Origin of the sequence: Chryseobacterium joostei (assembly GCF_003815775.1) — a bacterium.
Taxonomy (GTDB): Bacteria; Bacteroidota; Bacteroidia; order Flavobacteriales; family Weeksellaceae; genus Chryseobacterium; species Chryseobacterium joostei.
On record NZ_CP033926.1, the window covers coordinates 13,840 to 40,249 of the forward strand.

Below are 26,410 nucleotides of genomic sequence, written 5' to 3' on the forward strand. Positions count from 1 at the left end.
GAAGCTGCTCGATAGGGCAGCTTTTTTTATGTAATCCTAGGAGCTTATAAAAAAGAGACCACCCCAAAAAGGCAGTCTCTTTTATATATTATATCACAAATGATTATCCGATCTCAATACCATTTTCAACATTACTGTCATCAGGTGTTACGAAAGATAATTTTCCATCTGGTTTAGTCGTTAATAACAACATTCCCTGAGATTCAATTCCTCTGATTTTTCTTGGAGCAAGGTTCAATAAGATCATTACCTGCTTACCAATAAGTTCTTCAGGAGTAAAGCTTTCTGCAATTCCTGAAACCACAGTTCTTACGTCTACACCTGTATCTACAGTAAGTTTTAGTAATTTGTCTGCTTTTTCTACTTTTTCAGCTTCCAGAATAGTAGCTGTTCTAAGATCTATTTTAGTAAAATCATCAAAAGTGATCTCGTCTTTCATTGGGTTTGCGTTAGGGTTTGTTTTTTTATTGTTTTGTTTAGTGTCTTCAAGCTTTTGAATCTGAGCTTCAATTACATTGTCTTCAATTTTTGAGAAAAGAAGAGATGCTTCATTGATTTTGTGACTTGTTTCAATTAAAACGGATTGAGTTTCAACATCACTCCAGCTTTTCTTTTCAACATTGAACATATTCAATAACTTTTCAGAGCTGAAAGGCATAAACGGTTCACATAACTGAGCCAAAGCTACTGCAATTTGTGCTCCTACAAATAAAGATTGTGCTGCTTTCTCAGGACTATCCTTAATGGTCTTCCAAGGTTCTTCTGTCTGAAGATACTGGTTTCCGAATCTTGCAAGGTTCATTAATGCAGATAATGCGTTTCTGAACTCGTAGTTGTCTAGGAATCCTGAAATTTCTTTTGCTGCTTTATTTATTTCCTTTAATTCTGGGCTGTTTACATCTCCCTGAGGAATAATACCATCGTAATATTTATGAACAAGAACTGCCACTCTATTGATGAAGTTTCCGAAGATTCCTACCAATTCAGAATTATTTTTCGTTTGGAAATCTTTCCACGTGAAGTTGTTGTCTTTAGTTTCAGGAGCTGATGAAAGAAGTGCATATCTTAAAACATCCTGTTGGCCAGGGAAATCTTCCACATATTCGTGCGCCCAAACTGCCCAGTTTCTTGAAGTTGAGATTTTGTCATTCTCAAGATTCAGGAATTCAAAAGCAGGAACGTTTTTAGGCATAATATAGTCTCCATGTGCCTTCATCATAGCAGGGAAGATAATACAGTGGAATACAATATTATCCTTACCAATGAAGTGTACAAGGTCACTGCTTTCACTTTGCCAGTAATCTTTCCAGTCTTTTCCGTTTTTCTCCGCCCATTCTTTAGTAAACGAGATATATCCGATAGGCGCATCAAACCAAACATAAAGTACTTTTCCTTCAGCATTTGGAAGAGGAACCGGAACTCCCCAGTTCAGGTCTCTTGTCATGGCACGAGGCTTCAGTCCGTCGTTCAGCCAGGATTTTACCTGTCCGTAAACATTCGGCTTCCAGTCGTCTTTATGCCCCTCAATGATCCATTCATTTAGGAAGTCTTCATATTCGTTTAAAGGTAGGTACCAGTTCTTGGTTTCCTTAAGGATAGGAACATTACCGCTTAGCATCGATTTCGGGTTAATCAATTCTGATGGAGAAAGGGTAGAACCACATTTCTCACACTGATCACCATAAGCATTCTCGTTGCCACAGTTCGGGCAGGTTCCTACAATATATCGGTCTGCAAGGAATTCTCCCGCCTGTTCATCAAAATACTGCTCAGAAATCTCCTCTGTAAATTTTCCTTTTTCATATAAAACCTTGAAGAAATCCTGGCTGGTCTCATAATGATTCTTGGAAGTTGTTCTTGAATATTCATCGAACGAAATTCCCAGATCAGAAAAAGACTTTTTAATGATCCCGTGATATTTGTCAACGATGTCCTGAGGGGTAACTCCCTCTTTTTTAGCTCTTATAGTAATAGGAATACCATGTTCATCCGAACCACAGATAAACGCTACATCCTTTCCTAATCTTCTTTGAAATCTTGCGTAAACATCCGCAGGAATATAGACACCTGCCAAATGCCCTATATGAACCGGTCCGTTTGCATAAGGCAAAGCTGCCGTAATCATCTTTCTGTTTGACATTTATAGTAAAGTTTTGACTGCAAAGATAAGGATTATCTCTTGAATACCGCTCTTTGAGGAGTTATTATGAACAATGTTCCTGTTTTTTAGCTTTGAATATGAATTTAAGTTAAACAAATGTTTAACTTATTGTGAACTCAAAACAAATATTATGCAACACATAGTATCGTGTAAGCTATTGATGGATAAAAAACTAACTAAAATGCGTTTCGTAATATACATAATTTTATCTTAAATTATATTAAAATTATGATAATTCTAATTTTTTTTTAAATTGCAAGGCTGGCCTAGGGCTAGAAACAAGACTGAAAACGAAACTATAAAAATAAGATTGTGAAGAATTTTACAACGGTATTAAAAATAGCGCCTGCCTTTTTATTGGCAAGTACAGTAATGCACGCGCAGACCAAGGACTCTATTCCTCAAGAGAAAAAGATTGAGGAAGTTGTACTGATAGGGTATGGTAAACAAAAGAAAACTGACCTTACGGGATCTATTACTTCTGTAACAGCCAAGGACTTTAACGGTGGTGCTACTTCTGCTGGTCAACTTATTCAGGGTAAAACACCCGGAGTACAGATTACAAATAGCAGTGGTGCTCCTGGTTCTGGAACAAAAATAAGGATTAGAGGTACATCTTCTTTAAATGGTGAAAACTCACCTTTAATTGTAATTGATGGTGTTCCACAGGATTTTACTGGAGTAAATGGGGCATCAGATCCATTATCTCTTATCAATCCAAATGATATAGAAAGTTTTGATATTCTTAAAGATGCTTCAGCCACAGCTATTTATGGTAACAGGGCTTCTAACGGGGTAATTTTGATTACAACGAAAAAAGGTACAGCAGGAAAATTCAAAGTTAATTTTTCCACGGTTACTTCTGTTTCAACAAAGATGGATAATGTGAATGTCCTTGATGCTGATTCATATAGATCATTTGTAAAAGAACTAGCAAAAACGAATCCATCTGTTGCTACCAATGCATCCAGATTAGGGACAGCTAATACCAATTGGCAGAACCAGATTTATCAGAAAGCTTGGGGAACAGATAATAATTTGGCATTTTCCGGTGGAGTGAAGTGGCTACCATATCGTTTATCCATTGGATATAATGATCAGAATGGTATTGTAAAGACTAATTCATTTAAAAGGACTTCTGTGGGATTAAATTTAAATCCAAAGTTTTTTGATAATCATTTGACGGTAAATATTAATGCTAAAGGAACCTTTACAGACAATAGGTTTAATGATGATAAAGTAATAAAGTCTGCTACTTATTTTGATCCTACACAGCCTATATATTCTGGAAATACAGCATATGGCGGTTTTTATGAATGGACGGATCCTAATAATAATATAACGGGACTTAATGTAAATGGTACATCCAATCCATTAGGGCTTTTAAATGGTGTACATGATGTTTCTTCCGTATGGAGAGGTTTAGGAAACATTCAGTTAGACTATAAATTACACTTTTTGCCGGATTTGCATGTTAATGTAAATGCTGGTTATGATTATTCTAAAAGTAATGGTGCAAAGACTGTAAGTCCGATCTATAGAGCTGGAATCAGTGATCTAGGGACATACAATCAGTATACCATGGAGAAAAAGAATAAATTACTTGAGACTTATTTGAGTTATTTGAAGACCATAAATTCTATTTCTACAACAGTAGATCTTACTGCTGGTTATTCTTATCAGGATTTTAATACTATTATTCCGGGATCAACTACATTTAAAGGAAGAGGTCAAAATACATTTACTAATGATTTTGAAACTAAAAATGTATTATTATCATTCTATGGAAGAGGTATTTTTACAATTGCCAATAAATATATTGTTTCTGCCTCTATAAGACGAGATGGATCTTCCAGATTCTATAATGGTACAACAAGTAATGTTTGGGGCAATTTCCCAGGAGTATCAGTTGCATGGAAAATTAATGAAGAAAACTTCCTGAAAGACACAGGAATCAAGGTTTTAAAACTAAGAGCAGGATGGGGGAAAACAGGACAGCAAGAGCTTCCTACGCTGGATACCAACAAGCCAAGAAACTACCCGTCTTATGCTGCTTATAATTTAAGCTCCAGCGGAGCAGAATATCAATTCGGGGATCAGTTCTATTTTATGATGAGACCTGAGATTTACAATCCAAATTTAAGTTGGGAAATTACTACAACAAAAAATGCGGGTATTGACTTCGGTTTTGCAAACAATAGAATTACCGGTTCCATTGATGTGTATCAGAAAGATACAAAAGACCTGATTGTAGATTCACCTATTGCAGCAGGAGACTTAAGTAATCATAATCTTTTGAATGTAGGAAATATGCAAACAAAAGGTATAGAAGCCTCTGTAACCTTTGTTCCAATTAAAAAAGAAAATACAACATGGGAAGTATCATTTAATGCAACTCATTACAAATCTGAAATTACCAAACTTATTAATGGAGCAGATTCTTCATACAGAATTTTAGTAGGAGGAATTGATGGAGGTGTTAATAATACGATCCAGGCTCATACCGTAGGACGTCAGCCTAATGCTTTCTATGTATTTCAACAGGTTTATGATGCTAATGGGAAACCATTGGATGGTATATATGTAGACAGAAATAACGATGGTAAGATTGATGTAAATGACAGATATTATTATAAATCTACACAGCCGGATGCTATTATAGGGTTTAATACTAAATTTTCTCACAATAATTGGGATATTGGGTTAAGTGCAAGAGCGGTATTAGGAAACTATGTATATAATAATGCTGCCTCTAACAGTTCAATTCAGTCATTAACAACCAATAATTATCTGCAAAATGTATATTCTACTGCTGCGGAATATAAATTTACAAGTCCACAGTATTTTTCTGATATTTTCGTAGAGAATGCTTCTTTCTTAAGATTAGATAATATCAATGCAGGGTACAACTTTAAAGATCTTTTCTATAAAGGTAGTAATGTAAGAGTGTATGCAATGTTGCAAAACGTATTTGTAATTACCAAGTATTCAGGAATAGATCCTGAAGTATTCGGAAATATAGACAATGGATATTATCAGATGCCAAAAGTGTATTCTTTAGGATTTAACTTTCAATTTTAAGAGAAATGAAACAATTTAAAACAAATATAATAGCTGTTGCTGCCCTATTCAGTGTTCTTACTGCAACATCTTGTGTTAATGATTTAGAACAACAGCCTATTACGGATGTAACATCTGCCAGTGTATTTACAGATTTTGCAAATTATCCGATGGCTTTAGCAAAAATTTACGGAGGCTTTGCCAACGGAGGGCAAAATGCCAATGGAGGTAACTCAGATATTAATGGAATTGACGGAAACTTTTCACAATATACAAGAGTATTATATACCTTACAGACACTTCCTACAGATGAGGCTGTAATTGCCTGGAATGATGGAACTCTTCAAACTATCCATAAAATGACCTGGGATTCTTCCAGTGAGTTTGTAGAAGGAGCATACTATAGAATTTTCACACAAATTGCTACCAGTAATGAATTTCTGAGAAATGTAACAGATGAAAAATTAGCATCAAATAATATTACAGGTACTAATTTAAGTGAGGCTAAATATATGAGAGCTGAAGTAAGGTATCTTAGAGCATTATCTTACTATTATGCATTAGATCTCTTTGGTAATGTGCCATTTGTTGACGAAAGTTATTTGCCAGGATCTGTAAATCCACCTAAAAGGATTGCCCGTGCAGAACTTTTTAATTTTATTGAAAGTGAACTTCTTGCAGTAGCAGGAGAATTGAAAGATCCTAAAGCAAATGTTTACGGAAGAGTAGATAAAGCAGCAGCATGGTCCTTACTGGCTCGTTTGTATCTCAATTCACAGGTGTATAACGGCTCCAATCATTATACAGACTGTATCACTTATTGCAATAAAGTAATAGGTGCAGGATATTCTTTGAAAACTAAATATGCAGATCTATTCCTTGCGGATAATGATAAAAATAATCCAGAAGTGATACTTCCGGTTGCTTTTGATGGAGTTCATATTCAAACATCAGGAGGTACTACTTATCTTATTCATGCTGGTGTAGGAGGAAGTATGCCTGCCTCAAGCTTTGGAATCAGTGGAGGCTGGGGAGGTCTAAGAACCACAAAAGCCTATGTGAATTTATTTGCAGGATCACCTTCTGACCAAAGAGGAAACTTCTATACAGATGGACAAAATCTTGAAATAAATGATTTAGGTGTTTTTACAGATGGCTATGCGTTTGTTAAATATAAAAATATGACAAGTGCAGGCAATCCAGGATCTGATGCTTCAGGTAATTTCTGTGATACGGATGTTCCTTTATTCAGACTAGCGGATATTTACCTAATGTATGCTGAAGCTACCCTAAGAGGTGGTAGCGGAGGAAATGCTGCTACTGCCCTTGGATATGTAAACGCCCTGAGAACCCGTGCAGGAGCTTCCACGGTTGCTTCCATAAATACAGATTATATATTAGACGAAAGAGGTAGAGAGCTTGGTTGGGAAATGACAAGAAGAACAGACCTTATCCGTTATGATAAATTTACAACAGCTTCCTATGTTTGGCCTTGGAAAGGAGGCGTGAAAGAAGGAAAAGCAGTAGAAAGCTATAGAAATCTTTTCCCAATTCCGGCTAAAGATATTATTGCGAATCCTAATTTGATTCAAAATCCTGGTTATTAATTTAAAATATTGCTTTAAAAATGAAAAATATATTTAAAATATTAGCAATAGCTTTTATAGGAATGTGGCTTGTTTCTTGTGAAAAAGACGAAGACAGAGCAATACTGGGAAATCCTTCTGCATCTAGCCTTACATCCGATAAAACAAGTTTGGTTTTAATTAAAGATAATGCTGCACAGTCTGCAATTACTTTCAATTGGAAAGCTCCAGATTATGGTGTTGCGGTTGCTCAGAAGAATCAGCTTCAGATTGCTGTTAAAGGAACAAACTTTGCCAGCCCTAAAAATGTAGCTTTAAATGATGGGGCTTCCAAAGTAACATTTACCGTTGCTGAAATTAATGACTACGTACAAGATGCTGGTTTGGTTCCGGAGGTGGCGGGTGATGTTGAAGTTAGGCTTTCTTCAAAATTAGGAGAAAATGCAGCTATTACTTCAAATGTAGTAACCATTACTGTCACACCTTATATGACAGCTTTTCCGTCATTCTACCTTGTAGGAGATGCTTCTTCGGTGGGTTGGAGTGAGGTGAATGCACAGCTGCTGTATAAAAAAGATAACTTCTCTACTATTTATACTTATCTGGAAAACGGTAAAACTTTCAGATTCTTAGGTCAACAGGGTTGGGATCCTAAAAATTACAGCTTGGATGCTGCAGGAATAAAAACTGAGAATAAGTATTTTAAAACCTGGTCTCCTAACTTGGTGGCGGCACCGGCTGAAAACATTCAGTTCAATGGACCTACAGGAATGTATAAAATAATTATTGATGCAGATGCGACACAAAAATCAATTACAGTTTCACCGTCCCCTCTTAATAATTGGAATCCTGCTAATTTATACATCGTAGGTACAGTTAATGGCTGGGATTCAGGTACAGCCATTCCGATGAGTAATTTAGGAAATGGAAAATTTGAATATACAGTTGCTCTTCCGGCAGCTTCTGAATTTAAATTTCTTGGACAGCAGAGCTGGGGAGAATTAGATTGGGGTAATATAACAGCTGATGGAAACACAGGATATATTGGACCGAAAGGAAGCAATGGAAATATCAAATTTGATGGTACAGGAGGTAGTTATAAAATTACTGTAGACTTAAAACTAGGAGTCTACACAATAAAACCATTATAGTACATTAAGTTTAATTATAAAAGCAAAGTGCTGCTTTCCGCAGCACTTTATCTATTTTTTTAAGTTAATAAATAGTCATTATGAAGAAAATTACAGTTGGAGCCCTTTTGCTCTCAATGATGTTAGGTGTGAAAGCGCAATCTTTAAAATCGCCGGACGGTAAGTTTGAAATGAACTTCCAATTAAAAGATGGAGTTCCTTTCTATAATCTGAAATACAACGGTGCGGTGGTAGTTGAAGATTCAAAATTGGGATTGAGATTATTTAAAGACACAGCCATAAAATTTGCTTCCGAAATTGCAAAGCCGGAAGATGCAAAATTCGATTTGAATAACGGTTTTGCTAAGGTAGATGAAAAAAGAGACTCCAAAAACGAGACCTGGCAGCCGATTCTTGGAGAAAAGAAAAATTATATCAATCATTACAATGAATTAGCGCTTACGCTGAATCAGGCTTCTACAGACAGAAGCATTGTTGTGAAGTTCAGATTGTTCAATGATGGTCTTGGATTCAGATATGAATTTCCACAGCAGAAAAATCTTAATTATTTCGTAATCAGAGAAGAAGATTCTGAAATTGATTTCCCTACAGATATGAAGGCGTGGTGGCTTGTAGCAGACTATGATTCTCAGGAATATCAATATCAGGAGTCAAAAGTTTCTGAAATTCCTGCAAAATGGGATAAAGCATTCGATGCCAATGCCTCTCAGAGTTTAGTGAAAAATGCAGTTCAGTCTCCTTTAATGCTTAAAAAAGAAGGAAAAGAACCTTTATACATTAACGTTGCTGAAGCAGCAGTATTAGATTATCCGGCTTCCCATTTGGAAGTAGATGCACAGAACTTCAAGTTTAAAACGCATTTAACTGCAGACAGACAAGGTGCAAAAGGGTACATTCAAACTCCGTCAGTAACCCCATGGAGAACCATTATCGTTGCTCCAAAGGCGGAACAGGTGATGGATTCAAAAATGATCTTTAACCTTAACGAACCTACAAAATATAAAGACACTTCTTACATTCACCCTACAAAATACATGGGAGTTTGGTGGGAAATGATCATCGGGAAATCCCAGTGGGCTTATTCTACAGAAGAAAACGTTCATATAGACAAAACTGACTTTGCCAAGTTAACTCCTAACGGAAAACATGCTGCGAATAACACTAAAGTTAAAGAATATATCGACTTTGCAGCAGAAAATGGGTTCCAGGGGCTTTTAATTGAAGGTTGGAACATTGGTTGGGAAGACTGGTTCGGACATTCTAAAGAATTTGTTTTTGATTTCATTACTCCTTATCCGGATTTTGATATCAAAATGTTGAATGAATATGCACACTCCAAAGGAATTAAGTTAATCATGCACCACGAAACTTCAGGTTCTGCAACGAACTACGAAAGATGGGCAGATAAGGCTTTCCAAACTATGAACAAGTATGGTTATGATGCTGTAAAAACAGGATATGTAGGAGATATAATCCCTAGAGGAGAGCATCATTATTCTCAATGGACAATCAACCACTATTATAGAATTGCTGAAAAAGCTAATGAATATAAAATCATGGTGAATTCTCACGAATCTGTGCGTCCTACAGGAGAAAGCCGTACGTATCCGAACTACATTTCTGCAGAAGCTGCCCGTGGAACAGAATATGAAGCATTTGGAGGTAACAAACCTGATCACCAGACTGTTCTTCCGTTTACAAGATGGATGGGAGGATCAATGGATTATACACCAGGAATTTTCCAAACTAAGCTAGATTATTATTTCCCTGGAGATAAGCGTTTTGTGAAAACTACATTAGCAAAACAGCTTGCATTATATGTAACAATGTATATGCCTCTTCAGATGGCAGCAGACCTTCCTGAGAACTACAAAAAACATATGGATGCATTCCAGTTTATCAAGGATGTAGCGGCAGATTGGGATGATACAAAAATATTATCTGCGGAGCCAGGTGACTATGTAATTACAGCGAGAAAAGCAAAAGGTACTGAAAACTGGTTTGTAGGAGGTATTACCGATGAGAACAAACGTGAATATATGGTAGATTTCTCATTCTTAGATAAAGGAAAGAAATATGAGGCAACAATCTATGAAGATGGAAAAGATGCTGATTATATTGATAATCCTCAAAGCTATAACATCTACAAAAAAGAGATCAATAGCAAATCAAAAATTAATTTTAAAATGGTAAGAAGCGGCGGATTCGCAATTTCTATTAAACCAGTAAAATAATTTTAAAAGCAATAATAAAATTGCCCCGATCATAATATTGATCGGGGCAATTTGTTTTTAAGTAGATAGGATAACTTTCTCTATAGATTTATTTATCCGAATATTCGAATTTTGGTTCTGAAGTTACCTCTTCTGTTACAGTTGAGGTCTTCTTTGTCATTTTTTCTTTGTATTCCTTTTGATACTGTTTTACCGTTTTTCCGGTGCCATCATGTCTCCATCCCGGCGAGTAAAAAAGATATTGAATTCGATTCTTGAAAGATAGACCAGGTTGTCTCAAATCTTTTCCTATTCTTCGCCATTCATAAAACAGAACTGTTGCCGGATCCTTGGATTTCATTTTCGGATATATACCATATTTAACAGGAACTTCAGGATCTTCCTTTTCAAATGTTCCAAAGATTTTATCCCAGATAATCAATCCCATGCCCATATTACGATCAAGATATTTGATATTACATGCATGATGTACGCGGTGGTGTGAGGGTGTTACTAAAAAATATTCCAGAAAGCCCATGCTCTTAATAGATTGTGTATGTACAAAGGTGCCATAGATCTGGATGGAAGAATACGCTACCATGACATGCAACGGATGGAACCCTACAAATGCCAGCGGAGAAAAGAACAGGTATCTGTACAAAGGCTGAAATACAGGACTTCTGAAACCTGTGGTGATATTGAAATAATCAGAATTATGATGAGTAATGTGTACCGCCCAGAAAACACGGGAGTGATGGTCTACATAATGATGAACATAATAAGCAAAATCCTGGGCTAGAAATACCGCAATCCAATACCATATTCCAACTTCCCAGTCGAAAATACGGTAATGATAAAAGAACATCATGACAAACATAGAAAACCCTTTCATGATAATGTCCAGACTATAATTTAAAAGAGCAAAAAGAACATTCGTAGCCACGTCTTTGGTTTCGTAAAGCTTCTCTTTATTAAAGTGACTATAAGCCATTTCTATAAAAATAATAGCCGCAAATACCGGAATGGTCCACGTATATACAATATCCGGTCCATCGCTTTCAAAGATTTTACTAAAATCAAACATTTTTTCTGTAAAATTAAAAATTAAATAGATAAAAAGTGTTATTTTTAGATTAAATGTTCTTTTTGTGTAGCTTTTTTTTGAGATATCGATAATAACTATAGACGTGATTGTGAAATATTATTATTTTCTTCAATAAATTTTAGTTTAGATATTCATTAATCAATAGATGTAGAATCCCTATGAATAAAAGAAAATTCTAACAATTATTTTGTAATAACTCTTAATTTTTTTTCGTAATTTGCTCCTAAGTTGTTCATTGTTAAATTGTTGTGTTGTTTGATGTAACGATCTGTTTTTCAGTATAATGAATGTTATTTTTAATATAGATTCATGATATACAACTGATTATTAAATTGAAGACAAAGACTAAGTTATGAGAAAAATATATATGTTTTTTGCCCTTTCAGCTGCTTCAATAGCTTTTTCACAATCAAAAACATTGGAAAAAGTAGAGCCGGCTTTCTGGTGGAAAGGAATGAAAAATCCTGAACTTCAAATCCTTGTTTACGGAAAAGGAATTGCCAATAATGAAATCAGTCTATCGGACGGAATTCAAATTAAAGATATCCAGAAAGTAGAAAACCCGAACTATGTTTTTATTACGGTTAATACCAATGAAATCAATGTTCCGAAGTTTAAAATTTCTATTAAAAACAATAAAAAAAATCTAGATTCCTACACCTATGAGTTGAAAGAAAGAAGCTCAGGATCTGCAGACCGTGAATCCTATACCTCAAAGGATGTGATGTACCTGATTATGCCGGATCGCTTTGCCAATGGAGATGAAAAAAATGACTCTGTTCCAAATCTGACAGAAAAGGTTGATCGTAGTTTGCCCAACGGCAGACATGGAGGAGATTTACGTGGGATCATGAATAATCTTGATTATATCCAAAATCTTGGAGCCACAGCAGTTTGGCTAACTCCGGTAAACGAGGATAATGAGAAAGTTTATTCTTATCATGGGTATGCCCAGACAGATCTGTATAAAATTGATGCCCGCTACGGAACCAACGAAGATTATAAGAACCTTTCAAAGGAATTAAATAAAAGAAATATGAAGCTTGTGATGGATTATGTAACCAATCACTGGGGTATTTCTCACTGGATGATCAAGGATCTTCCTACAAAAGACTGGATTCACTGGTTCAAGGAGGGAGAGAATGGTTTCAAAAGATCCAATTACAAAACATCAACGCAGTTTGATACCAACGCCTCAGAGATTGATAAAAAATATGCGCTGGATGGATGGTTTGATTCTACAATGCCTGACATTAATCAAAAAAATCCTCTGGTTTTAAAATATTTGACTCAAAATGCAATCTGGTGGATAGAATATGCAGAATTAGGAGGTTTCCGTGTAGATACCTATCCTTACAATGATAAGGATGCAATGGCAAAATGGGCCAAGGCGATTACTGATGAATATCCTAAATTCAATATCGTAGGGGAATCATGGTTGTATACTGCAGGGCAAATTTCCGCATGGCAAAAGAATTCCAAAACAGGAGAAGCAGCGGGATATAACTCTAATCTACCATCTGTAATGGATTTTATGCTGTTTGGAGACATGCCTAAAGCTTTTAAAGAAAAACAAGATTGGGATACTGGTTTAATAAGGCTTTATGACTCCTTTAGCAGCGACTTCCTTTATCCGGATATTAATAATGTGATGGTGTTCTTTGAAAATCATGACACTGAGAGATGGAATGAAATCTTCAATGCAGATCCAAATGTTTACAAAATGGGATTGACTTTAATTTCAACTGTTCGTGGAATTCCACAGATCTATTACGGATCGGAAATCGGAATGCGGGGTGATAAGAAAAAAGGTGGTGATGCCGATATTCGCAGAGACTTTCCGGGAGGGTGGAAATCAGATCAACAAAATGCATTCAATCCATCAGCACAAACCTCTGAGCAGAAAGAGTTTTATCAATTTACACAGAAATTACTGAACTGGAGAAAAGGTAAAGAAGTAATTCATACCGGAAAAACTAAAAACTTCGTTCCTAAAGATGGAGTCTTTACTTATTTCAGATATAATGACAAGGAAAGTGTAATGGTTGTCATCAACAATAATACAAAAGATCAGACGTTAGACTTAAAATATTTTGAAGAGTCATTAAAAGGATTCTCCAAAGGAAAAGAGGTTATTTCAGGGAAAGAATTTATATTACAGAATAATATAACAATTCCTGCGAAAACCCCATTGATTATTGAACTTGAAAAATAAATAATACCTATGAGAAAATTAATAACTGTCCATACATTCATCCTATTTTTATTAGGATTTTCAATGCTTTCAGCACAATCGGGCAAAGCGTTTGAAAAAGAAAAATCAGAGATCAGTACAATGCTGGATGGCTTTAACGTAGCAGCGGCAAAAGCAGATTATACTACTTATTTCAATTATTTTGCTGACGAATCTACATTTATAGGAACTGATGCCACTGAAATCTGGAATAAAAAAGAATTCATGGTTTGGGCAAAACCTCATTTCGATAAAAAGAAAACCTGGAATTTTACCTCTCTTAAAAGAAATATCTATTTCAGTAAAGATGGAAAACTGGCTTGGTTTGATGAATTATTGGATACCCAAATGAAAATTTGCCGTGGTTCAGGTGTTGTAGAAAAAATTAATGGAATCTGGAAAGTTAAGCAATACGTTCTTTCTATGACCGTTCCGAATGATGTAGTAGATAAAGTTGTAGTTGAAAAAGCACCAATAGAAGATGTATTAATCCAAAAACTGAAGTCGTAATGGCAGTAATGGACGGGAGATATGCAGATGGTTCATCTGGGAAAAGAATAAAGCCTAATCTTTCCATGCTGCAAATCATTAATATGAGCATGGGGTTTTTGGGAATCCAAATGGCATTTGGGCTACAGAACGGAAATGCCAGCCGTATTCTGGCCAATTTAGGGGCAGATGTTCATGAATTATCATGGTTTTGGTTGGTAGCTCCCATTACCGGTTTGATCGTTCAGCCTATTATCGGGCATATGGGAGATAATACCTGGAGCCCGTTGGGAAGACGAAAACCTTACTTCTTAATTGGTGCTGTTTTGTGTGCCATAGGATTGGTTTTACTTCCAAATGCAGCTTCCGTAACTCAAATGTTTGCTGCAAATGCCTTGTTATTAGCCGTTATTTTCCTTGCTATGATGGATGCATCCGTAAACATTGCTATGGAGCCTTTCAGGGCTTTGGTTGGAGATATGCTTCCGAAACATCAAGGAACAATAGGATTTTCAGTGCAGACCATTTTGATTGGAATAGGAGCTGTACTCGGTTCTTATTTGCCGAATTGGTTGACGAAGCTTGGAATTTCTAATGAAGCCCCCAAAGGCTTTGTTGCAGATAATGTAATTTATTCCTTTTATGTGGGAGCTGCACTGCTGATAATATCCATTTTATATACCATCATTACGACCAGAGAATATTCTCCACAAGAATTTGCTGAGTTTGAAGACGGAAAAGAAGCAGAACCTGAAAAATCAAAATTTTCAGATATCTTCAAAGACTTTGCGACCATTCCTGTTCAAATGAAAAAGCTGGGAATTGTTCAGTTCTTCTCCTGGTTTGCATTATTTACCATGTGGGTATTTACTACCAGTGCGCTCGCAACTCATCATATGGGGCTGTCTCCGGAGGATACACACTCCAAGGCATTCAATGACGCCGGAGACTTAACAGGTAAACTCTTTGGAATGTATAATCTTTGGGCAATACCATTTGCATTCTTATTAACTCCCATAGCAAAGTGGATCGGTAAAAAACAAACCCATGCTTTAGCCTTATTATGTGGAGGGCTGGGACTGATTTCCATGTATTTTATCAAGGATGTAAACAATCTATGGGTTTCAATGATCGGACTTGGGTTTGCCTGGGCAAGCATCCTGGCAATGCCTTATGCCATGCTTATTGAAGTGATTCCGCAAAGAAAAATGGGGGTTTATATGGGGATATTCAATTTCTTTATTGTTATTCCGCAGATCATCAATGGTTTATTCGGAGGACCAATTGTAAGTGGTGTTTTTGGTAAGCAGGCAATGGATTATGTAGTGGTAGGAGGTATTTGCATGCTGATTGGAGCTGTAGTCACCATGATTTTCGTTAAGTCAGACAACGAAACCCCTAAAGAAATTGAAGAGGAGATAAAACAGGTGCATTTTTAGTGAGAAATTAGAAGTATTATAGCATCTATAGTATAAAACAATAGAATTCATATTCAATAGGAGCGGGCTTTAGCCCGCTTTTGTATTTCAATAAAAATCCATTGGCGTTAGCCAAAACTTATTTATATTTATAATCTTCTGTAAAAAGGTAAAACTCCGAATAGGTTAATTAAATTAGTATTTTTAATCACTTATTTAAATCAAAATTATAAAAGATGTCAGAGATTGAAGAACCGGATAATTCCGATGACCTTGGATTTACCCAAGAAGAATTGCTAGAATATGATAAACATGTGAATTTTTATTATACAAATATTATAACCTCACTAATTCTGTATACTTATAGTGTGGAACAATTAGATGAAATGGCTCCGGTTTTAATAGACCCATTAACGGAGCTATATGAAGAACTGGATTATGCATTTTTACCGGTTTTATTTGAAACAGTATTTAGAAACAAACTAATAGATGAGTCTCTTAAGTCTGAACTTTTAATGTTTAAAAAGAAAGTGGATGATATCCCTGTGGAAATTTGGGATTGGGAGTTTCTTGATACTAATGAAATCTGGAAAAACATAAAGATTGATGCTGATGAACTGCTAAATAAACTAAATATAGAAACCCGAAATTATAATACGGATTATACCACTATACTTTATAAAAACAAATAAAAATTTCCCATTGAAATAGGATAATAATTTCTCGTAGATTTCACAGATGTTTATAACTATCTGATATAACCTGTTCAATTCGCTCACTCTGTAAGAAAAACAATATCCAACCTGAAATTTTATAAAAGATAAAATCCTTGCGTCTTTGCGTAATCTAATTTATCAGCAATTTTATCCTTTCGAAAACCATTCATTCCTTTCTTAACCTACATCAACTTTTTTCACCATCACATCCCTTACATTTGTACTATAAATAATCACAGAAATGAAAACAGTATATCATAAAGCAGATTCAAGAGGCCATGCTAATCATGGTTGGTTAAACTCTTACCATACATTCAGTTTTGCAAACTATCAAAACAATGACAGAACGAACTTTGGTGTTTTAAGAGTATTGAACGACGATACCGTTTCTCAGGGAATGGGATTCGGAACACACCCACACAGAGATATGGAAATTATATCCATTCCTTTGGAGGGAGATTTGGAGCATAAAGATTCAATGGGTACTACTGCGGTAATCAAAAAAGGTGAAATTCAGGTGATGAGTGCCGGAACCGGAGTGATGCACAGCGAATACAATAAAAATAAAGATGAAGAAGTAAAATTCCTACAGATTTGGGTCTTTCCTAGAGAATTGAATGTTGAACCAAGATATGACCAGAAAAGCATTAAAGAAGGTGAAAAAATCAACGGATTCCAACAGATTTTATCTCCAAATAAAAATGATGATGGAGTTTGGATTCATCAGGATGCCTGGTTCAATTTGGCTAACTTCAAAAAAGGAAATGGAAAAAACTATATGTTGAACAAAAAAGGAAACGGCGTCTATGCTTTTGTTTTAAAAGGAAGTGCAAAAGTAGGAGATCGTGTCCTTAATGAAAGAGACGGTTTGGGAATCTGGGATACACAAAGTTTTAATATTGAAGCCGTAGAAGACACCGAAATATTATTAATGGAAGTCCCAATGGAATTGCCATCTTATCTTAAATAAAAAACTAAATTTGTATTCTTAAAAATTAAAAATAATATCAAACCACAGTCAGTAAAATTCTTGTGGATGGTGGTTTGGTATAACTTAAAAATAAATACTACATATGAAAATTTTAGCAATAGCAGGAAGTAATTCAGACGTTTCAATGAACAAGCAGCTGGTAGCCTATGCATCAACATTATTTGAAAATGCAGAAGTAGAAGTAGTGGATTTGAATCCTTTCGAAATGCCAATCTATAAACATGAAAGAGAATTAGCAGATGGTGTGCCTCAGGAAGCTCATGACTTTGCCTCCAAGATTGATGGAGCAAACGTATTACTGGTTGCTTTGGCAGAACATAACGGAACCTATTCTACAGCATTTAAAAATGTGTTCGACTGGGTGTCCAGAATTAAGGACAGAACCGTTTGGAATGAAGTGCCAATGCTATTGATGGCTACATCTCCGGGAGGTAGAGGTGGTGCAGGAGTTTTGGATGCAGCATCAAAGCGTTTCCCTTTCCACGGTGGAAATGTGGTAGAAACTTTCTCACTTCCTTTCTTTAACGACAACTTTGATAAAGCTGCACAAAAAATTTCTAATGAAGAGAAAAACAGCGAATTAAAGGAAAAAATCAAGAAGATTGCAGCCATTGAAACCATCCTTGAAAAATAGAATTTGAATATTCATTTAAAATTACTATTTTTGCAAAAAGAAAAGAGATGAAAATTCAGACCTCCTATAAACAATGTTTTTCTCATAAAGGGAAAATTGTGGACTCTGAAATTCTGAGATAAAATAACGGCCGATAATCTGAAAAGATTGTCGGCTTTTTTGTTTTTTAAAATCGAGTATAAAAAGTAATTATTAAAATAAAATGTACCAATATACTAATGTATCAATTTACCAATTCTCCGGTTTCCAAAGTGAAGCTATTGTTACATTGCTAGACTGATATATTGTTACATTATTAAATTATTAAACATGAGCAACACTTACAAATCAGCAGGAGTAGACAAAGAAGAAGGATACAAAACGGTTGACAAGATCAAAAAAGCGGTCGGTGAAACCCATAACTCCAATGTATTGAACCACTTGGGAAGTTTTGGTGCTTTCTATGAGATCGGAGGATATAAAAATCCGGTTCTTGTTTCAGGAACAGATGGAGTAGGAACAAAGCTGAAGGTAGCTTTGGATACTAAAAAATACGACTCTATTGGTGTAGACTGTTTCGCCATGTGTGCCAATGATATTCTTTGTCACGGTGCTAAGCCATTATTCTTTTTAGATTATTTAGCTTGTGGTAAACTGGATTCTGAAATTGCAGCTGAGATCGTTTTAGGAATGGTGAAGGCTTGTAAGGATAACAACTGTGCATTAATTGGTGGAGAAACTGCTGAAATGCCGGGAATGTACCAGCCAGGAGATTATGATGTTGCAGGGTTCTGTGTAGGAATCGTGGAAAAGGACCAAATTATTGATGGTTCTAACATTAAGCCAGGTAACAAAATTATTGCATTACCAAGCTCAGGATTCCATTCAAATGGATTCTCTTTAGTAAGAAAAGTATTCCCGAACTTTGAAGAGGAGTTTGAAGGAAAACCTTTATATGAAACCCTTTTAGTTCCAACAAGATTATATTTCAAGGATATTCACAAAGTATTGGAAGAAGTAAAAGTAGGTGGAATTGCTCATATTACAGGTGGTGGACTTTACGAAAACGTTCCAAGAATCATCCCTGAAGGACTTTGTGCTTCTATCGACGGTTCAAAAATCAGAATTCCAAGTGTAATGCTTGAACTGGAGAAAAGAGGTGGAGTAACTCGTGAGGAAATGTACGGAACATTCAATATGGGTGTTGGGATGATTATCGTTGTTGATGCAGACCACGCTGAGAAAGTTTTACACCTTCTTGATGATGCTTACGAAATTGGTGAGATCACAGAAAGTGCAGAGAAAATTAATTTATCACTATAAATAAATGTATGAACGTAAAAAGTATTTCTGATTTTAAGTCATAAATACATTAATACTTTTTACATTTTACAAGAATATGAAGAACATCGTTGTACTCGTATCCGGTTCAGGAACCAATCTGCAGAGAATCATTGATACCATTGAAGCTGGAGAAATTCAGAACGCAAAAGTAAATTTGGTTGTTGCTGACAGAGAGTGTTTCGGATTGGAAAGAGCAAAGAATCATAATATAGAAAACATACTCATCCCAAGAGGAAAGAGCTTCAGCAGCGAATTGGCTAAAGTAATCCCACAAGATACAGATCTGATCGTATTGGCAGGATTTTTATCCATTTTAAAATCTGAGTTCTGCGAAAACTGGAATGGTAAGATAATCAATATTCATCCTGCATTGCTTCCGAAGTTCGGAGGAAAAGGAATGTGGGGAATGAACGTTCATAATGCAGTAATTGAAGCTAAAGAAGTAGAGAGTGGGGCAACAGTGCATTTTGTAACGCCGGGCATTGATGAAGGAGAGGCTATTCTTCAAAAATCTTTTGAAGTAACAGCTGATGATACTCCTGAAACACTGGCTCAGAAAGTTCATCAAATTGAATATGAAATATTTCCAATAGCGATCAACAAGGTCCTGGGAAATAAATAATGTATCAGTTTAACAACGTATCAATTTACCAATAGTTTAATTGTTACATTGTTAAACTGATACATTGATACATGAGCAAAAATCTAAGTAAAATAAAAGTAAGTTCGGACGTGAAAGACCCGGACACAGTTTGAAATAGCTGTAAAAAGTAAAAAATTGAAAGTAAAATGAGTAAAAAGAGAGTTTTAATCAGCGTATCTGACAAGAGCGGATTAATTGAGTTCGCACAGTTTTTAGAAGCTCAGAACTATGAGTTGATCTCCACAGGAGGAACGTTCAAACATTTGAAAGACGCTGGTTTAAATCCCATTCAGATTGATGAGGTAACCAATTTCCCTGAAATGTTGGACGGAAGAGTGAAAACTCTACACCCAAAAGTTCACGGTGGATTGCTAGCTGTTCGTAACAACGAAGAGCACATGAAAACGGTTCAGGAGCACGGAATTGGTCTGATTGACATGGTTATCGTAAACCTTTATCCTTTCTTTGAAAATGTAAATAAGAATATTTCATTACACGAGAAAGTAGAGTTTATCGATATCGGTGGTCCATCAATGCTTCGTTCTGCAGCAAAAAACTTTGATTCTGTAACGGTAATTACTGATGTAGAAGACTACACAACAGTAAAACTGGAAATGGAGCAAAACGGTGATACATACATCGAAACCCGTAAAAAGCTTGCAGGAAAAGTATTCAACCTTACATCTGCTTATGATGCAGCTATTTCAAGAATGCTTTTAGATGAGGAATATCCTACGTATTTAAATGCTTCTTACAAAAAAGTTGCTGACCTAAGATACGGCGAAAACCCTCACCAAACTGCTGCTTACTATGTTTCTACTTTCGAGAATGGAGCAATGAAGGACTTCGAACAGCTTGGTGGTAAAGAACTTTCTTTCAACAATCTTCGTGATATGGACCTTTGCTGGAAAGTGGTTACTGAATTCAAAGAAGAAATGGCTTGTTGTGCAGTAAAACACTCTACCCCTTGTGGTGTTGCAATCGGTACTTCAGCATTGGAAACTTACCAAAAAACATTCGAATGTGATCCGGTATCCATCTTTGGCGGAATTGTTGCTATGAACTATAAAATCGATGCAGCTACAGCTGAGGAATTAAACAAAACATTCCTTGAGATTGTAATGGCACCCGATTTCGATGAAGAAGCTCTTGAGGTTTTAAGAAAAAAGAAAAACCTGAGAATCATCAAAATTGTAAACCCAGTTTCAGACAAGCAGACTTGGGTGAAAGTGGACGGTGGTATCTTGGTTCAGGATAACGATACTCATTTCTCTGATGATATTAAGGTGGTAACTGAAGTTCAGCCTACAGAAGAGCAGAAAAAAGCATTGCTTTTCTCTCAAAGAGTTGTAAAATATGTGAAATCAAACGCTATTGTAGTTTCCAACGGAATTCAGGCTTTCGGAATCGGAGGTGGACAGGTGAACAGAATCTGGGCTACACAACAGGCTATTGAAAGAGCAAAAGAAAAATTCACAGGAGATTTAGTATTAGCTTCAGATGCGTTTTTCCCTTTCCGTGATGTGGTGGATTTCTGCGCTCAGGAAGGTATTAAGGCTATCATTCAGCCGGGTGGAAGTGTAAAAGATCAGGATAGTGTAGAAGCTGCAAATGAGCACGGTATCCCAATGATGTTTACAGGTGTTAGACACTTTTTCCATTAATTAAAATAGAATTAAAAAATAATTAGGGATTGTATTTTTAGCATTCAAAATTATATATTTGTAAAATAAGACTAGATAATAAATAAAGTATGAGAATATTAATCATAGGTGAAGGCGGTAGAGAATCTGCTTTAGCGGCAAAGCTTCAGAATGACTCAAGAATTTCTAAAATGTTTTTTGCTAACGGGAATGCTACTACCGATGTAATAGGGAAAAATGTTCATTTATCAGAAATCAAAGAACTTAGAGATTTCGCTATTAAAGAAAAGGTTGATCTTACGATTGTAGGTCCAGAAGCTCCACTAGTTGCGGGGTTAAAGGATGAGTTCAAAAAACACGATCTTAAGGTTTTCGGACCCACTCAGAAAGTGGCAAGCCTTGAAGGAAGTAAGGCTTTCTCTAAGAAATTTATGCAGACCTATGATATCAAAACAGCAAAAGCTGTAGTATTTGATTCATATAATGAGGCTAAAGAATATGTGCAGACACAGCAGTATCCTTTAGTAATCAAGGCAAGTGGTTTAGCAGGTGGAAAAGGTGTTGTTATTTGTGACACTCTTGAAGAAGCTGAAGCTACCATCCATGATTTCATGATCAGAAGAATCTATGGAGATGCTGGTATCCGTTTAGTTATCGAAGAATATTTACAAGGTTTTGAGGCATCTATCATCGCTTTTTCAAATGGTGAAAAGCTGTTCCCTTGTGTAGCTGCAAAAGATTATAAAAAAGCTGGAAACGGAGATACAGGACCAAACACAGGAGGTATGGGATCTGTAGCACCAAGTCCGGAATTTACTCAGGAGCACTATGCAGATTTCGAGAAAAATATCTTAGAACCAACCATTACAGGTCTTAAGGCTGAAGGCTTCGGATTCAAAGGAATCATCTTCTTCGGATTGATGGTAACTAAAAATGGGGCTTACCTTCTTGAGTACAACATGAGATTCGGAGATCCTGAAACTCAGGTATTGATGGCTCTTATGGAAAATAATCTTCTGGATGTGATCCAAGACTGTATGGAAGGAAAAGACATCGAGCTTAAGTTCAAGGACGAAAAGGCAGTTTGTCTTGTAATGTGTTCAGGAGGATATCCTAGAAACATTGAAACAGGCTTTGCAATTACAGGTGAAGATAAAGTACATCATAGTAAACTATTATATGCAGGAGCTATCAGAAAAGGAGACAAAGTGGTTTCCAATGGTGGTAGAGTATTGAACATTGTGGCTACAGGAGCTACTTTCGAAGATGCCCGCAAGAAAGTTTACGAAGACGCAGGTCATGTACATTTCGATTACGGCTTCTACAGAGAAGACATCGGAAAGTTTTAATAAAAAATCATGAAAAAAGATTTGGAGAAATTCCAAGTCTTTTTTTGTAACACAGTCAATATTAGAAATGAGGTGTCAGATAAAAGATTACAGAGTTCAGCATAAAAACCTGAAACCTGATGTCTGAATCTGATATCTTTAAAAAAAATCAGTTATAAAATGAACAACGGTATTATTATTTTAGATTTCGGATCCCAGTACAACCAACTTATCGGAAGAAGAATCCGTGAGATGGGTGTATACTCTGAAATCCTACCTTACAATACACCTTTACAAGATATTTTAGCAAGACAGCCAAAAGGAATTATCCTTTCCGGTGGACCAAGTTCTGTGAATGCAGAAAATGCTCACCTGGTTGAAAAAGAATTATACGAGCAGGGAGTTCCTGTTTTAGGAATTTGCTACGGAATGCAGATGACAGCTCACCTTTTAGGAGGTAAAGTAAACAAGGGAGAAAAAGGAGAATACGGTAAAGCAAACCTGGAGATCGTTAAAGAAAGCTCTTTACTGAAAGGAGTTACCCAAAACTCTGTAGTTTGGATGAGCCACTTTGATGAAGTAGGAGAATTACCTGCAGGTTTTGAATTAAACGCAAAATCAGGAGTAATTGCTTCCATTTCCAACGAAGATAAAAAAATATTCTGTGTTCAGTTCCACCCGGAAGTTTCTCATACAGAAGAAGGAGGGAAAATGCTTGAAAATTTCGTTTTCGGAATCTGTAATGCAGATAAAAACTGGAAACTGACTAATTATATTGAAAAAACAGTTGAAGAAATCCGTGAAAAAGTAGGAGACAACAAAGTAATCCTTGGTCTTTCCGGAGGTGTTGACTCTTCTGTAGCTGCGGTTTTGATTCACAAGGCTATTGGTGATCAGTTGACCTGTATCTTTGTAGATACAGGATTATTGAGAAAGGATGAAGGGAAAAAAGTAATGGATCAATATGGAGAGCATTTCCATATGAACATTAAAATGGTGGATGCTCAAGAAAGATTCCTTTCAAAATTAGCCGGAGTAGATGATCCTGAAACAAAAAGAAAAATTATCGGAAACGAGTTTATCCATGTTTTTGATGAAGAATCCCACAAAATTGAGGGAGCTAAATTCTTGGCACAAGGAACAATTTATCCTGACGTTATCGAAAGCCAGTCTGTAAACGGACCATCTGCAGTGATCAAGTCTCACCACAATGTTGGAGGACTTCCTGAAGATATGGACTTCGAATTATTAGAGCCATTAAGAGAGCTTTTCAAGGATGAAGTAAGAAGAGTAGGAGAAGAACTTGGTATTCCTCATCATATGGTATACAGACACCCTTTCCCGGGTCCTGGACTTGGAATCAGAATATTAGGAGCTGTAGATGCTGAAAAAGTAAGAATCCTTCAGGAAGCTGATGATATCTTCATTCAAGAATTATACAAAAATGACCTTTACGAAAAAGTGTCTCAGGCTTTTGTAGTACTTCTTCCTGTAAAATCTGTAGGAGTAATGGGTGACGAAAGAACTTACGAATACACAGCTGTAGTTCGTTCTGCCAACACCATCGACTTCATGACGGCAACGTGGAGCAGACTTCCTTACGAGTTCTTGGATACTGTTTCAAGCAGAATCATCAACGAGGTAAGAGGAATCAACAGAGTAGCTTACGATATTTCAAGCAAACCACCTGCAACTATTGAGTGGGAATAATTTTTGACTTGAATTTAAAATAGAAATCCTACCCATTTTTGGGTAGGATTTTTTGTTAAATGTTTTTATTATTTCTGAGAAAAACCTTTATTTAGCATAAATAATCATGGAAATACTAATCAGAATGGATAATCTTAAATACCAGATCCATCGGTATACAAATTATGTATGAGAAGCACATTAACATTCTTACTGCTTCTAACAGTAACCTCTATCTTTGCTCAATCTAAAAAGTTTATTATTGAAGAGCTAAATCTGCCAGATCCTACGCAGGTCATTTCCAACTCCAATTATAATAAGATCAAGCTTCAGGATGTAAGGCCTGATCCTGAAGATTACGGGATTGTAATGAAAGGTGTTTCTGATAGAAAGGCTAAGGTTAAATTCAGTCCAAGCTTTGAAGAGCAGCTCACCAAAATGTTTGATAAAGGAATTGATAAAAGCTCTGCAAAAGATCAGGAACTATTTTTCCAGTTGAGAGATTTGAATTATCTGGAAGTAACCATTGATTTTACTCAGTACGGATATTTTGATTTTAAAGGATTGATCTTTGGAGGTAAGGATAATCAGTACCAACTGATCAAAAAGATTGACACTACATTGGTCTTATATAAAATGGATGTTACAAAGGAAATGGAAAAGCAGTCTTTAAATTATATCAAAAATTCAATATTTGAAAGTGTTTCTGCCAGTCCTATTGATAACAGGGTTTATACTTTAGAAGATATTAATAATTATGATAAAATTGCGAAATCACGACTGCCTTTGTATACTAACCAAAAGCTTACAGATGGGATTTACCTGAATTATAAATCATTCAGTATGCAAACTCCTGATCAGCCAATTGATGAAATACAAATGGAGCAAGGAATGATTACCAAGGTAATTTATATGGATGATAAAGGAAAGAAGAAAAATGCAAAAAAAGATTCGTACGCTGTTGTTTACCAGGGAAGACCTTTTGTGCTTTATGCCGATGAGCTGTATCCAATGAGAAAAACACCGGAAGATTTTTATTTCATTTCAAAACTTCATGAGCTGCCCAATGGTAAAAGGCAGTTTTCTGGAGGAATAACAGTACAGTTGATTAGCGGAGTAGTAGGTGGAGTAATTGGGGTTTTGATAAAAACGGGAAAGGCAAAACAATATGAATGCCGGTTAGATTATTTTAATGGCAAGTATGAGATCATTAGAGAGATCGGTTCGCAGAAATAAGAAACTAAGCTTAAAATATAAATCCTGCCCATTTGGGGTGGGATTTTTTATTACCAATCTTGTCTTAAAATAATTCCAATGCTTAAAAAATAAATTAATATTAAGAAAGTAGTGCCATTAATAAGGTATAAGATTACTTTTTTATTAGGCTGATGAATTATATAAAAATTAATAATTAAAATAAGGAGAATTACTGGAATAAATTCAAGGAAAAAGTCTGATTGAAAATATATTGATAATGCTAAGTAAATCAATGATATAATTAAATTAATTATTGAGATTTTTTTCATGTCTAGTTTTTGTTTAACATTATATTAAGGTTTGCTAGGTTACATTATAAAAATAAAAATCCTCTGCAGAAAAAGCATTCAGATTTTCCATATAATCAAAATAAGAATTATAAATATCAGAATCTACAGATAGATATTGATGAGATATCATATCAACAATAATATATTCTACATCATTAAATGTATGTAGAACATTTCTTACTTGTGAAGCGTACTTATTTTCTATAAAGATCATAGGATAATTCAAACAAGTATATCCGATAGTTTTATTTTCCAGCACTATAACAGCAATTTTTTCTGAGTCAATTTCTATATCAATGTCATAGTGAGATGATAGAGTCTCCATTACAGAGAGGAAATCAGAATGTTTCCAGTAATTATTTGAATGAACTACTTTTCGTAAAGTTTCAGTGATATTCATTGTTAAATTTTGTCTCAATGGTTGGAAAGTACTTTTCTATAAGGATTTAAGTAAAATATTTTCACTAAATTTAAGTAAAA

General features: G+C 35.6%; 19 protein-coding genes. 16 read left to right on the forward strand and 3 right to left on the reverse strand.

What is annotated here, in order from left to right; all coding sequences use genetic code 11:
* Positions 1-103: 103 nt before the first annotated feature.
* On the reverse strand, positions 104-2,140 hold the full coding sequence (gene metG, locus EG359_RS00065) for a methionine--tRNA ligase (RefSeq protein WP_076354155.1): 2,037 nt from the start codon (positions 2,138-2,140) through the stop codon (positions 104-106).
* A 333-nt stretch (positions 2,141-2,473) separates the two neighbouring features.
* On the opposite strand from metG, the gene EG359_RS00070 reads away from it, so the two are divergent.
* The 4 genes from EG359_RS00070 to EG359_RS00085 all read left to right on the forward strand — a co-directional run bounded on the left by EG359_RS00070 (position 2,474) and on the right by EG359_RS00085 (position 10,192).
* Complete coding sequence (locus EG359_RS00070) at positions 2,474-5,242, forward strand: SusC/RagA family TonB-linked outer membrane protein (RefSeq protein ID WP_076354157.1); 2,769 nt, start codon at positions 2,474-2,476, stop codon at positions 5,240-5,242.
* 5 nt (positions 5,243-5,247) lie between these two features.
* Positions 5,248-6,828 (forward strand): RagB/SusD family nutrient uptake outer membrane protein, encoded by a 1,581-nt coding sequence (locus EG359_RS00075; protein ID WP_076354158.1) that lies wholly within the window; start codon positions 5,248-5,250, stop codon positions 6,826-6,828.
* 20 nt (positions 6,829-6,848) lie between these two features.
* Positions 6,849-7,958: a SusE domain-containing protein gene (locus EG359_RS00080; protein WP_076354160.1), complete on the forward strand. Its 1,110-nt coding sequence runs from the start codon at positions 6,849-6,851 to the stop codon at positions 7,956-7,958.
* Positions 7,959-8,038: 80 nt separating this feature from the next.
* The gene (locus EG359_RS00085; protein ID WP_076354161.1) at positions 8,039-10,192 is read left to right on the forward strand and encodes a glycoside hydrolase family 97 protein; all 2,154 of its coding nucleotides are present in this window, start codon (positions 8,039-8,041) and stop codon (positions 10,190-10,192) included.
* Between the two features lie 88 nt (positions 10,193-10,280).
* On the opposite strand, the gene EG359_RS00090 is transcribed toward EG359_RS00085, so the two are convergent.
* Complete coding sequence (locus EG359_RS00090; protein WP_076354163.1) at positions 10,281-11,255, reverse strand: sterol desaturase family protein; 975 nt, start codon at positions 11,253-11,255, stop codon at positions 10,281-10,283.
* Positions 11,256-11,628: 373 nt separating this feature from the next.
* Here EG359_RS00090 and EG359_RS00095 point away from each other — a divergent pair, with 373 nt between their 5' ends.
* From EG359_RS00095 to EG359_RS00150, 12 genes are all read left to right on the forward strand, one after another.
* Entirely contained in the window at positions 11,629-13,491 is a 1,863-nt protein-coding gene (locus tag EG359_RS00095) for a glycoside hydrolase family 13 protein (RefSeq protein WP_076354165.1), read from the forward strand.
* 9 nt (positions 13,492-13,500) lie between these two features.
* Positions 13,501-14,019, forward strand: coding sequence for a nuclear transport factor 2 family protein (locus tag EG359_RS00100; protein ID WP_076354167.1), 519 nt, complete (start codon positions 13,501-13,503; stop codon positions 14,017-14,019).
* Positions 14,019-15,437, forward strand: coding sequence for an MFS transporter (locus tag EG359_RS00105; protein ID WP_076354169.1), 1,419 nt, complete (start codon positions 14,019-14,021; stop codon positions 15,435-15,437). The genes EG359_RS00100 and EG359_RS00105 overlap by 1 nt, the downstream gene beginning before the upstream one ends.
* A gap of 215 nt (positions 15,438-15,652) precedes the next feature.
* The gene (locus tag EG359_RS00110) at positions 15,653-16,108 is read left to right on the forward strand and encodes a hypothetical protein (protein WP_076354171.1); all 456 of its coding nucleotides are present in this window, start codon (positions 15,653-15,655) and stop codon (positions 16,106-16,108) included.
* Between the two features lie 265 nt (positions 16,109-16,373).
* Positions 16,374-17,102 carry a pirin family protein gene (locus EG359_RS00115; protein WP_076354173.1) on the forward strand — a complete coding sequence of 243 codons (729 nt, stop codon included), beginning with the start codon at positions 16,374-16,376 and terminating at the stop codon, positions 17,100-17,102.
* A gap of 103 nt (positions 17,103-17,205) precedes the next feature.
* Positions 17,206-17,757 carry an NADPH-dependent FMN reductase gene (locus EG359_RS00120; protein WP_076354175.1) on the forward strand — a complete coding sequence of 184 codons (552 nt, stop codon included), beginning with the start codon at positions 17,206-17,208 and terminating at the stop codon, positions 17,755-17,757.
* Between the two features lie 309 nt (positions 17,758-18,066).
* On the forward strand, positions 18,067-19,059 hold the full coding sequence (purM, locus tag EG359_RS00125) for a phosphoribosylformylglycinamidine cyclo-ligase (RefSeq protein ID WP_076354177.1): 993 nt from the start codon (positions 18,067-18,069) through the stop codon (positions 19,057-19,059).
* Between the two features lie 76 nt (positions 19,060-19,135).
* Positions 19,136-19,702, forward strand: coding sequence for a phosphoribosylglycinamide formyltransferase (gene purN, locus EG359_RS00130; RefSeq protein WP_076354179.1), 567 nt, complete (start codon positions 19,136-19,138; stop codon positions 19,700-19,702).
* A gap of 167 nt (positions 19,703-19,869) precedes the next feature.
* Positions 19,870-21,387, forward strand: a complete 1,518-nt coding sequence (gene purH, locus EG359_RS00135; protein WP_076354181.1) for a bifunctional phosphoribosylaminoimidazolecarboxamide formyltransferase/IMP cyclohydrolase — start codon at positions 19,870-19,872, stop codon at positions 21,385-21,387.
* An 89-nt stretch (positions 21,388-21,476) separates the two neighbouring features.
* A complete protein-coding gene (purD, locus tag EG359_RS00140; RefSeq protein WP_076354183.1) occupies positions 21,477-22,715 on the forward strand; it encodes a phosphoribosylamine--glycine ligase in 1,239 nt (412 codons plus the stop codon).
* A gap of 159 nt (positions 22,716-22,874) precedes the next feature.
* Positions 22,875-24,404: a glutamine-hydrolyzing GMP synthase gene (gene guaA / locus EG359_RS00145; RefSeq protein ID WP_076354185.1), complete on the forward strand. Its 1,530-nt coding sequence runs from the start codon at positions 22,875-22,877 to the stop codon at positions 24,402-24,404.
* Between the two features lie 168 nt (positions 24,405-24,572).
* Positions 24,573-25,619, forward strand: a complete 1,047-nt coding sequence (locus EG359_RS00150; RefSeq protein ID WP_076354187.1) for a hypothetical protein — start codon at positions 24,573-24,575, stop codon at positions 25,617-25,619.
* A gap of 324 nt (positions 25,620-25,943) precedes the next feature.
* Here EG359_RS00150 and EG359_RS00155 read toward each other — a convergent pair whose 3' ends face one another.
* Positions 25,944-26,330, reverse strand: a complete 387-nt coding sequence (locus EG359_RS00155) for a hypothetical protein (RefSeq protein ID WP_076354189.1) — start codon at positions 26,328-26,330, stop codon at positions 25,944-25,946.
* Positions 26,331-26,410: the final 80 nt, after the last annotated feature.

Bases quoted from the DNA above. Each gene is read 5' to 3' on its own strand.
- EG359_RS00155 (WP_076354189.1), bottom strand. From the start codon at position 26,330: ATGAATATCACTGAAACTTTACGAAAAGTAGTTCATTCAAATAATTAC.
- EG359_RS00090 (WP_076354163.1), bottom strand. From the start codon at position 11,255: ATGTTTGATTTTAGTAAAATCTTTGAAAGCGATGGACCGGATATTGTA.
- EG359_RS00150 (WP_076354187.1), top strand. From the start codon at position 24,573: ATGAGAAGCACATTAACATTCTTACTGCTTCTAACAGTAACCTCTATC.
- metG (WP_076354155.1), bottom strand. From the start codon at position 2,140: ATGTCAAACAGAAAGATGATTACGGCAGCTTTGCCTTATGCAAACGGA.
- EG359_RS00095 (WP_076354165.1), top strand. From the start codon at position 11,629: ATGAGAAAAATATATATGTTTTTTGCCCTTTCAGCTGCTTCAATAGCT.
- EG359_RS00110 (WP_076354171.1), top strand. From the start codon at position 15,653: ATGTCAGAGATTGAAGAACCGGATAATTCCGATGACCTTGGATTTACC.
- EG359_RS00100 (WP_076354167.1), top strand. From the start codon at position 13,501: ATGAGAAAATTAATAACTGTCCATACATTCATCCTATTTTTATTAGGA.
- purD (WP_076354183.1), top strand. From the start codon at position 21,477: ATGAGAATATTAATCATAGGTGAAGGCGGTAGAGAATCTGCTTTAGCG.
- EG359_RS00085 (WP_076354161.1), top strand. From the start codon at position 8,039: ATGAAGAAAATTACAGTTGGAGCCCTTTTGCTCTCAATGATGTTAGGT.
- guaA (WP_076354185.1), top strand. From the start codon at position 22,875: ATGAACAACGGTATTATTATTTTAGATTTCGGATCCCAGTACAACCAA.
- purN (WP_076354179.1), top strand. From the start codon at position 19,136: ATGAAGAACATCGTTGTACTCGTATCCGGTTCAGGAACCAATCTGCAG.
- EG359_RS00115 (WP_076354173.1), top strand. From the start codon at position 16,374: ATGAAAACAGTATATCATAAAGCAGATTCAAGAGGCCATGCTAATCAT.
- purM (WP_076354177.1), top strand. From the start codon at position 18,067: ATGAGCAACACTTACAAATCAGCAGGAGTAGACAAAGAAGAAGGATAC.
- purH (WP_076354181.1), top strand. From the start codon at position 19,870: ATGAGTAAAAAGAGAGTTTTAATCAGCGTATCTGACAAGAGCGGATTA.
- EG359_RS00120 (WP_076354175.1), top strand. From the start codon at position 17,206: ATGAAAATTTTAGCAATAGCAGGAAGTAATTCAGACGTTTCAATGAAC.
- EG359_RS00105 (WP_076354169.1), top strand. From the start codon at position 14,019: ATGGCAGTAATGGACGGGAGATATGCAGATGGTTCATCTGGGAAAAGA.
- EG359_RS00075 (WP_076354158.1), top strand. From the start codon at position 5,248: ATGAAACAATTTAAAACAAATATAATAGCTGTTGCTGCCCTATTCAGT.
- EG359_RS00080 (WP_076354160.1), top strand. From the start codon at position 6,849: ATGAAAAATATATTTAAAATATTAGCAATAGCTTTTATAGGAATGTGG.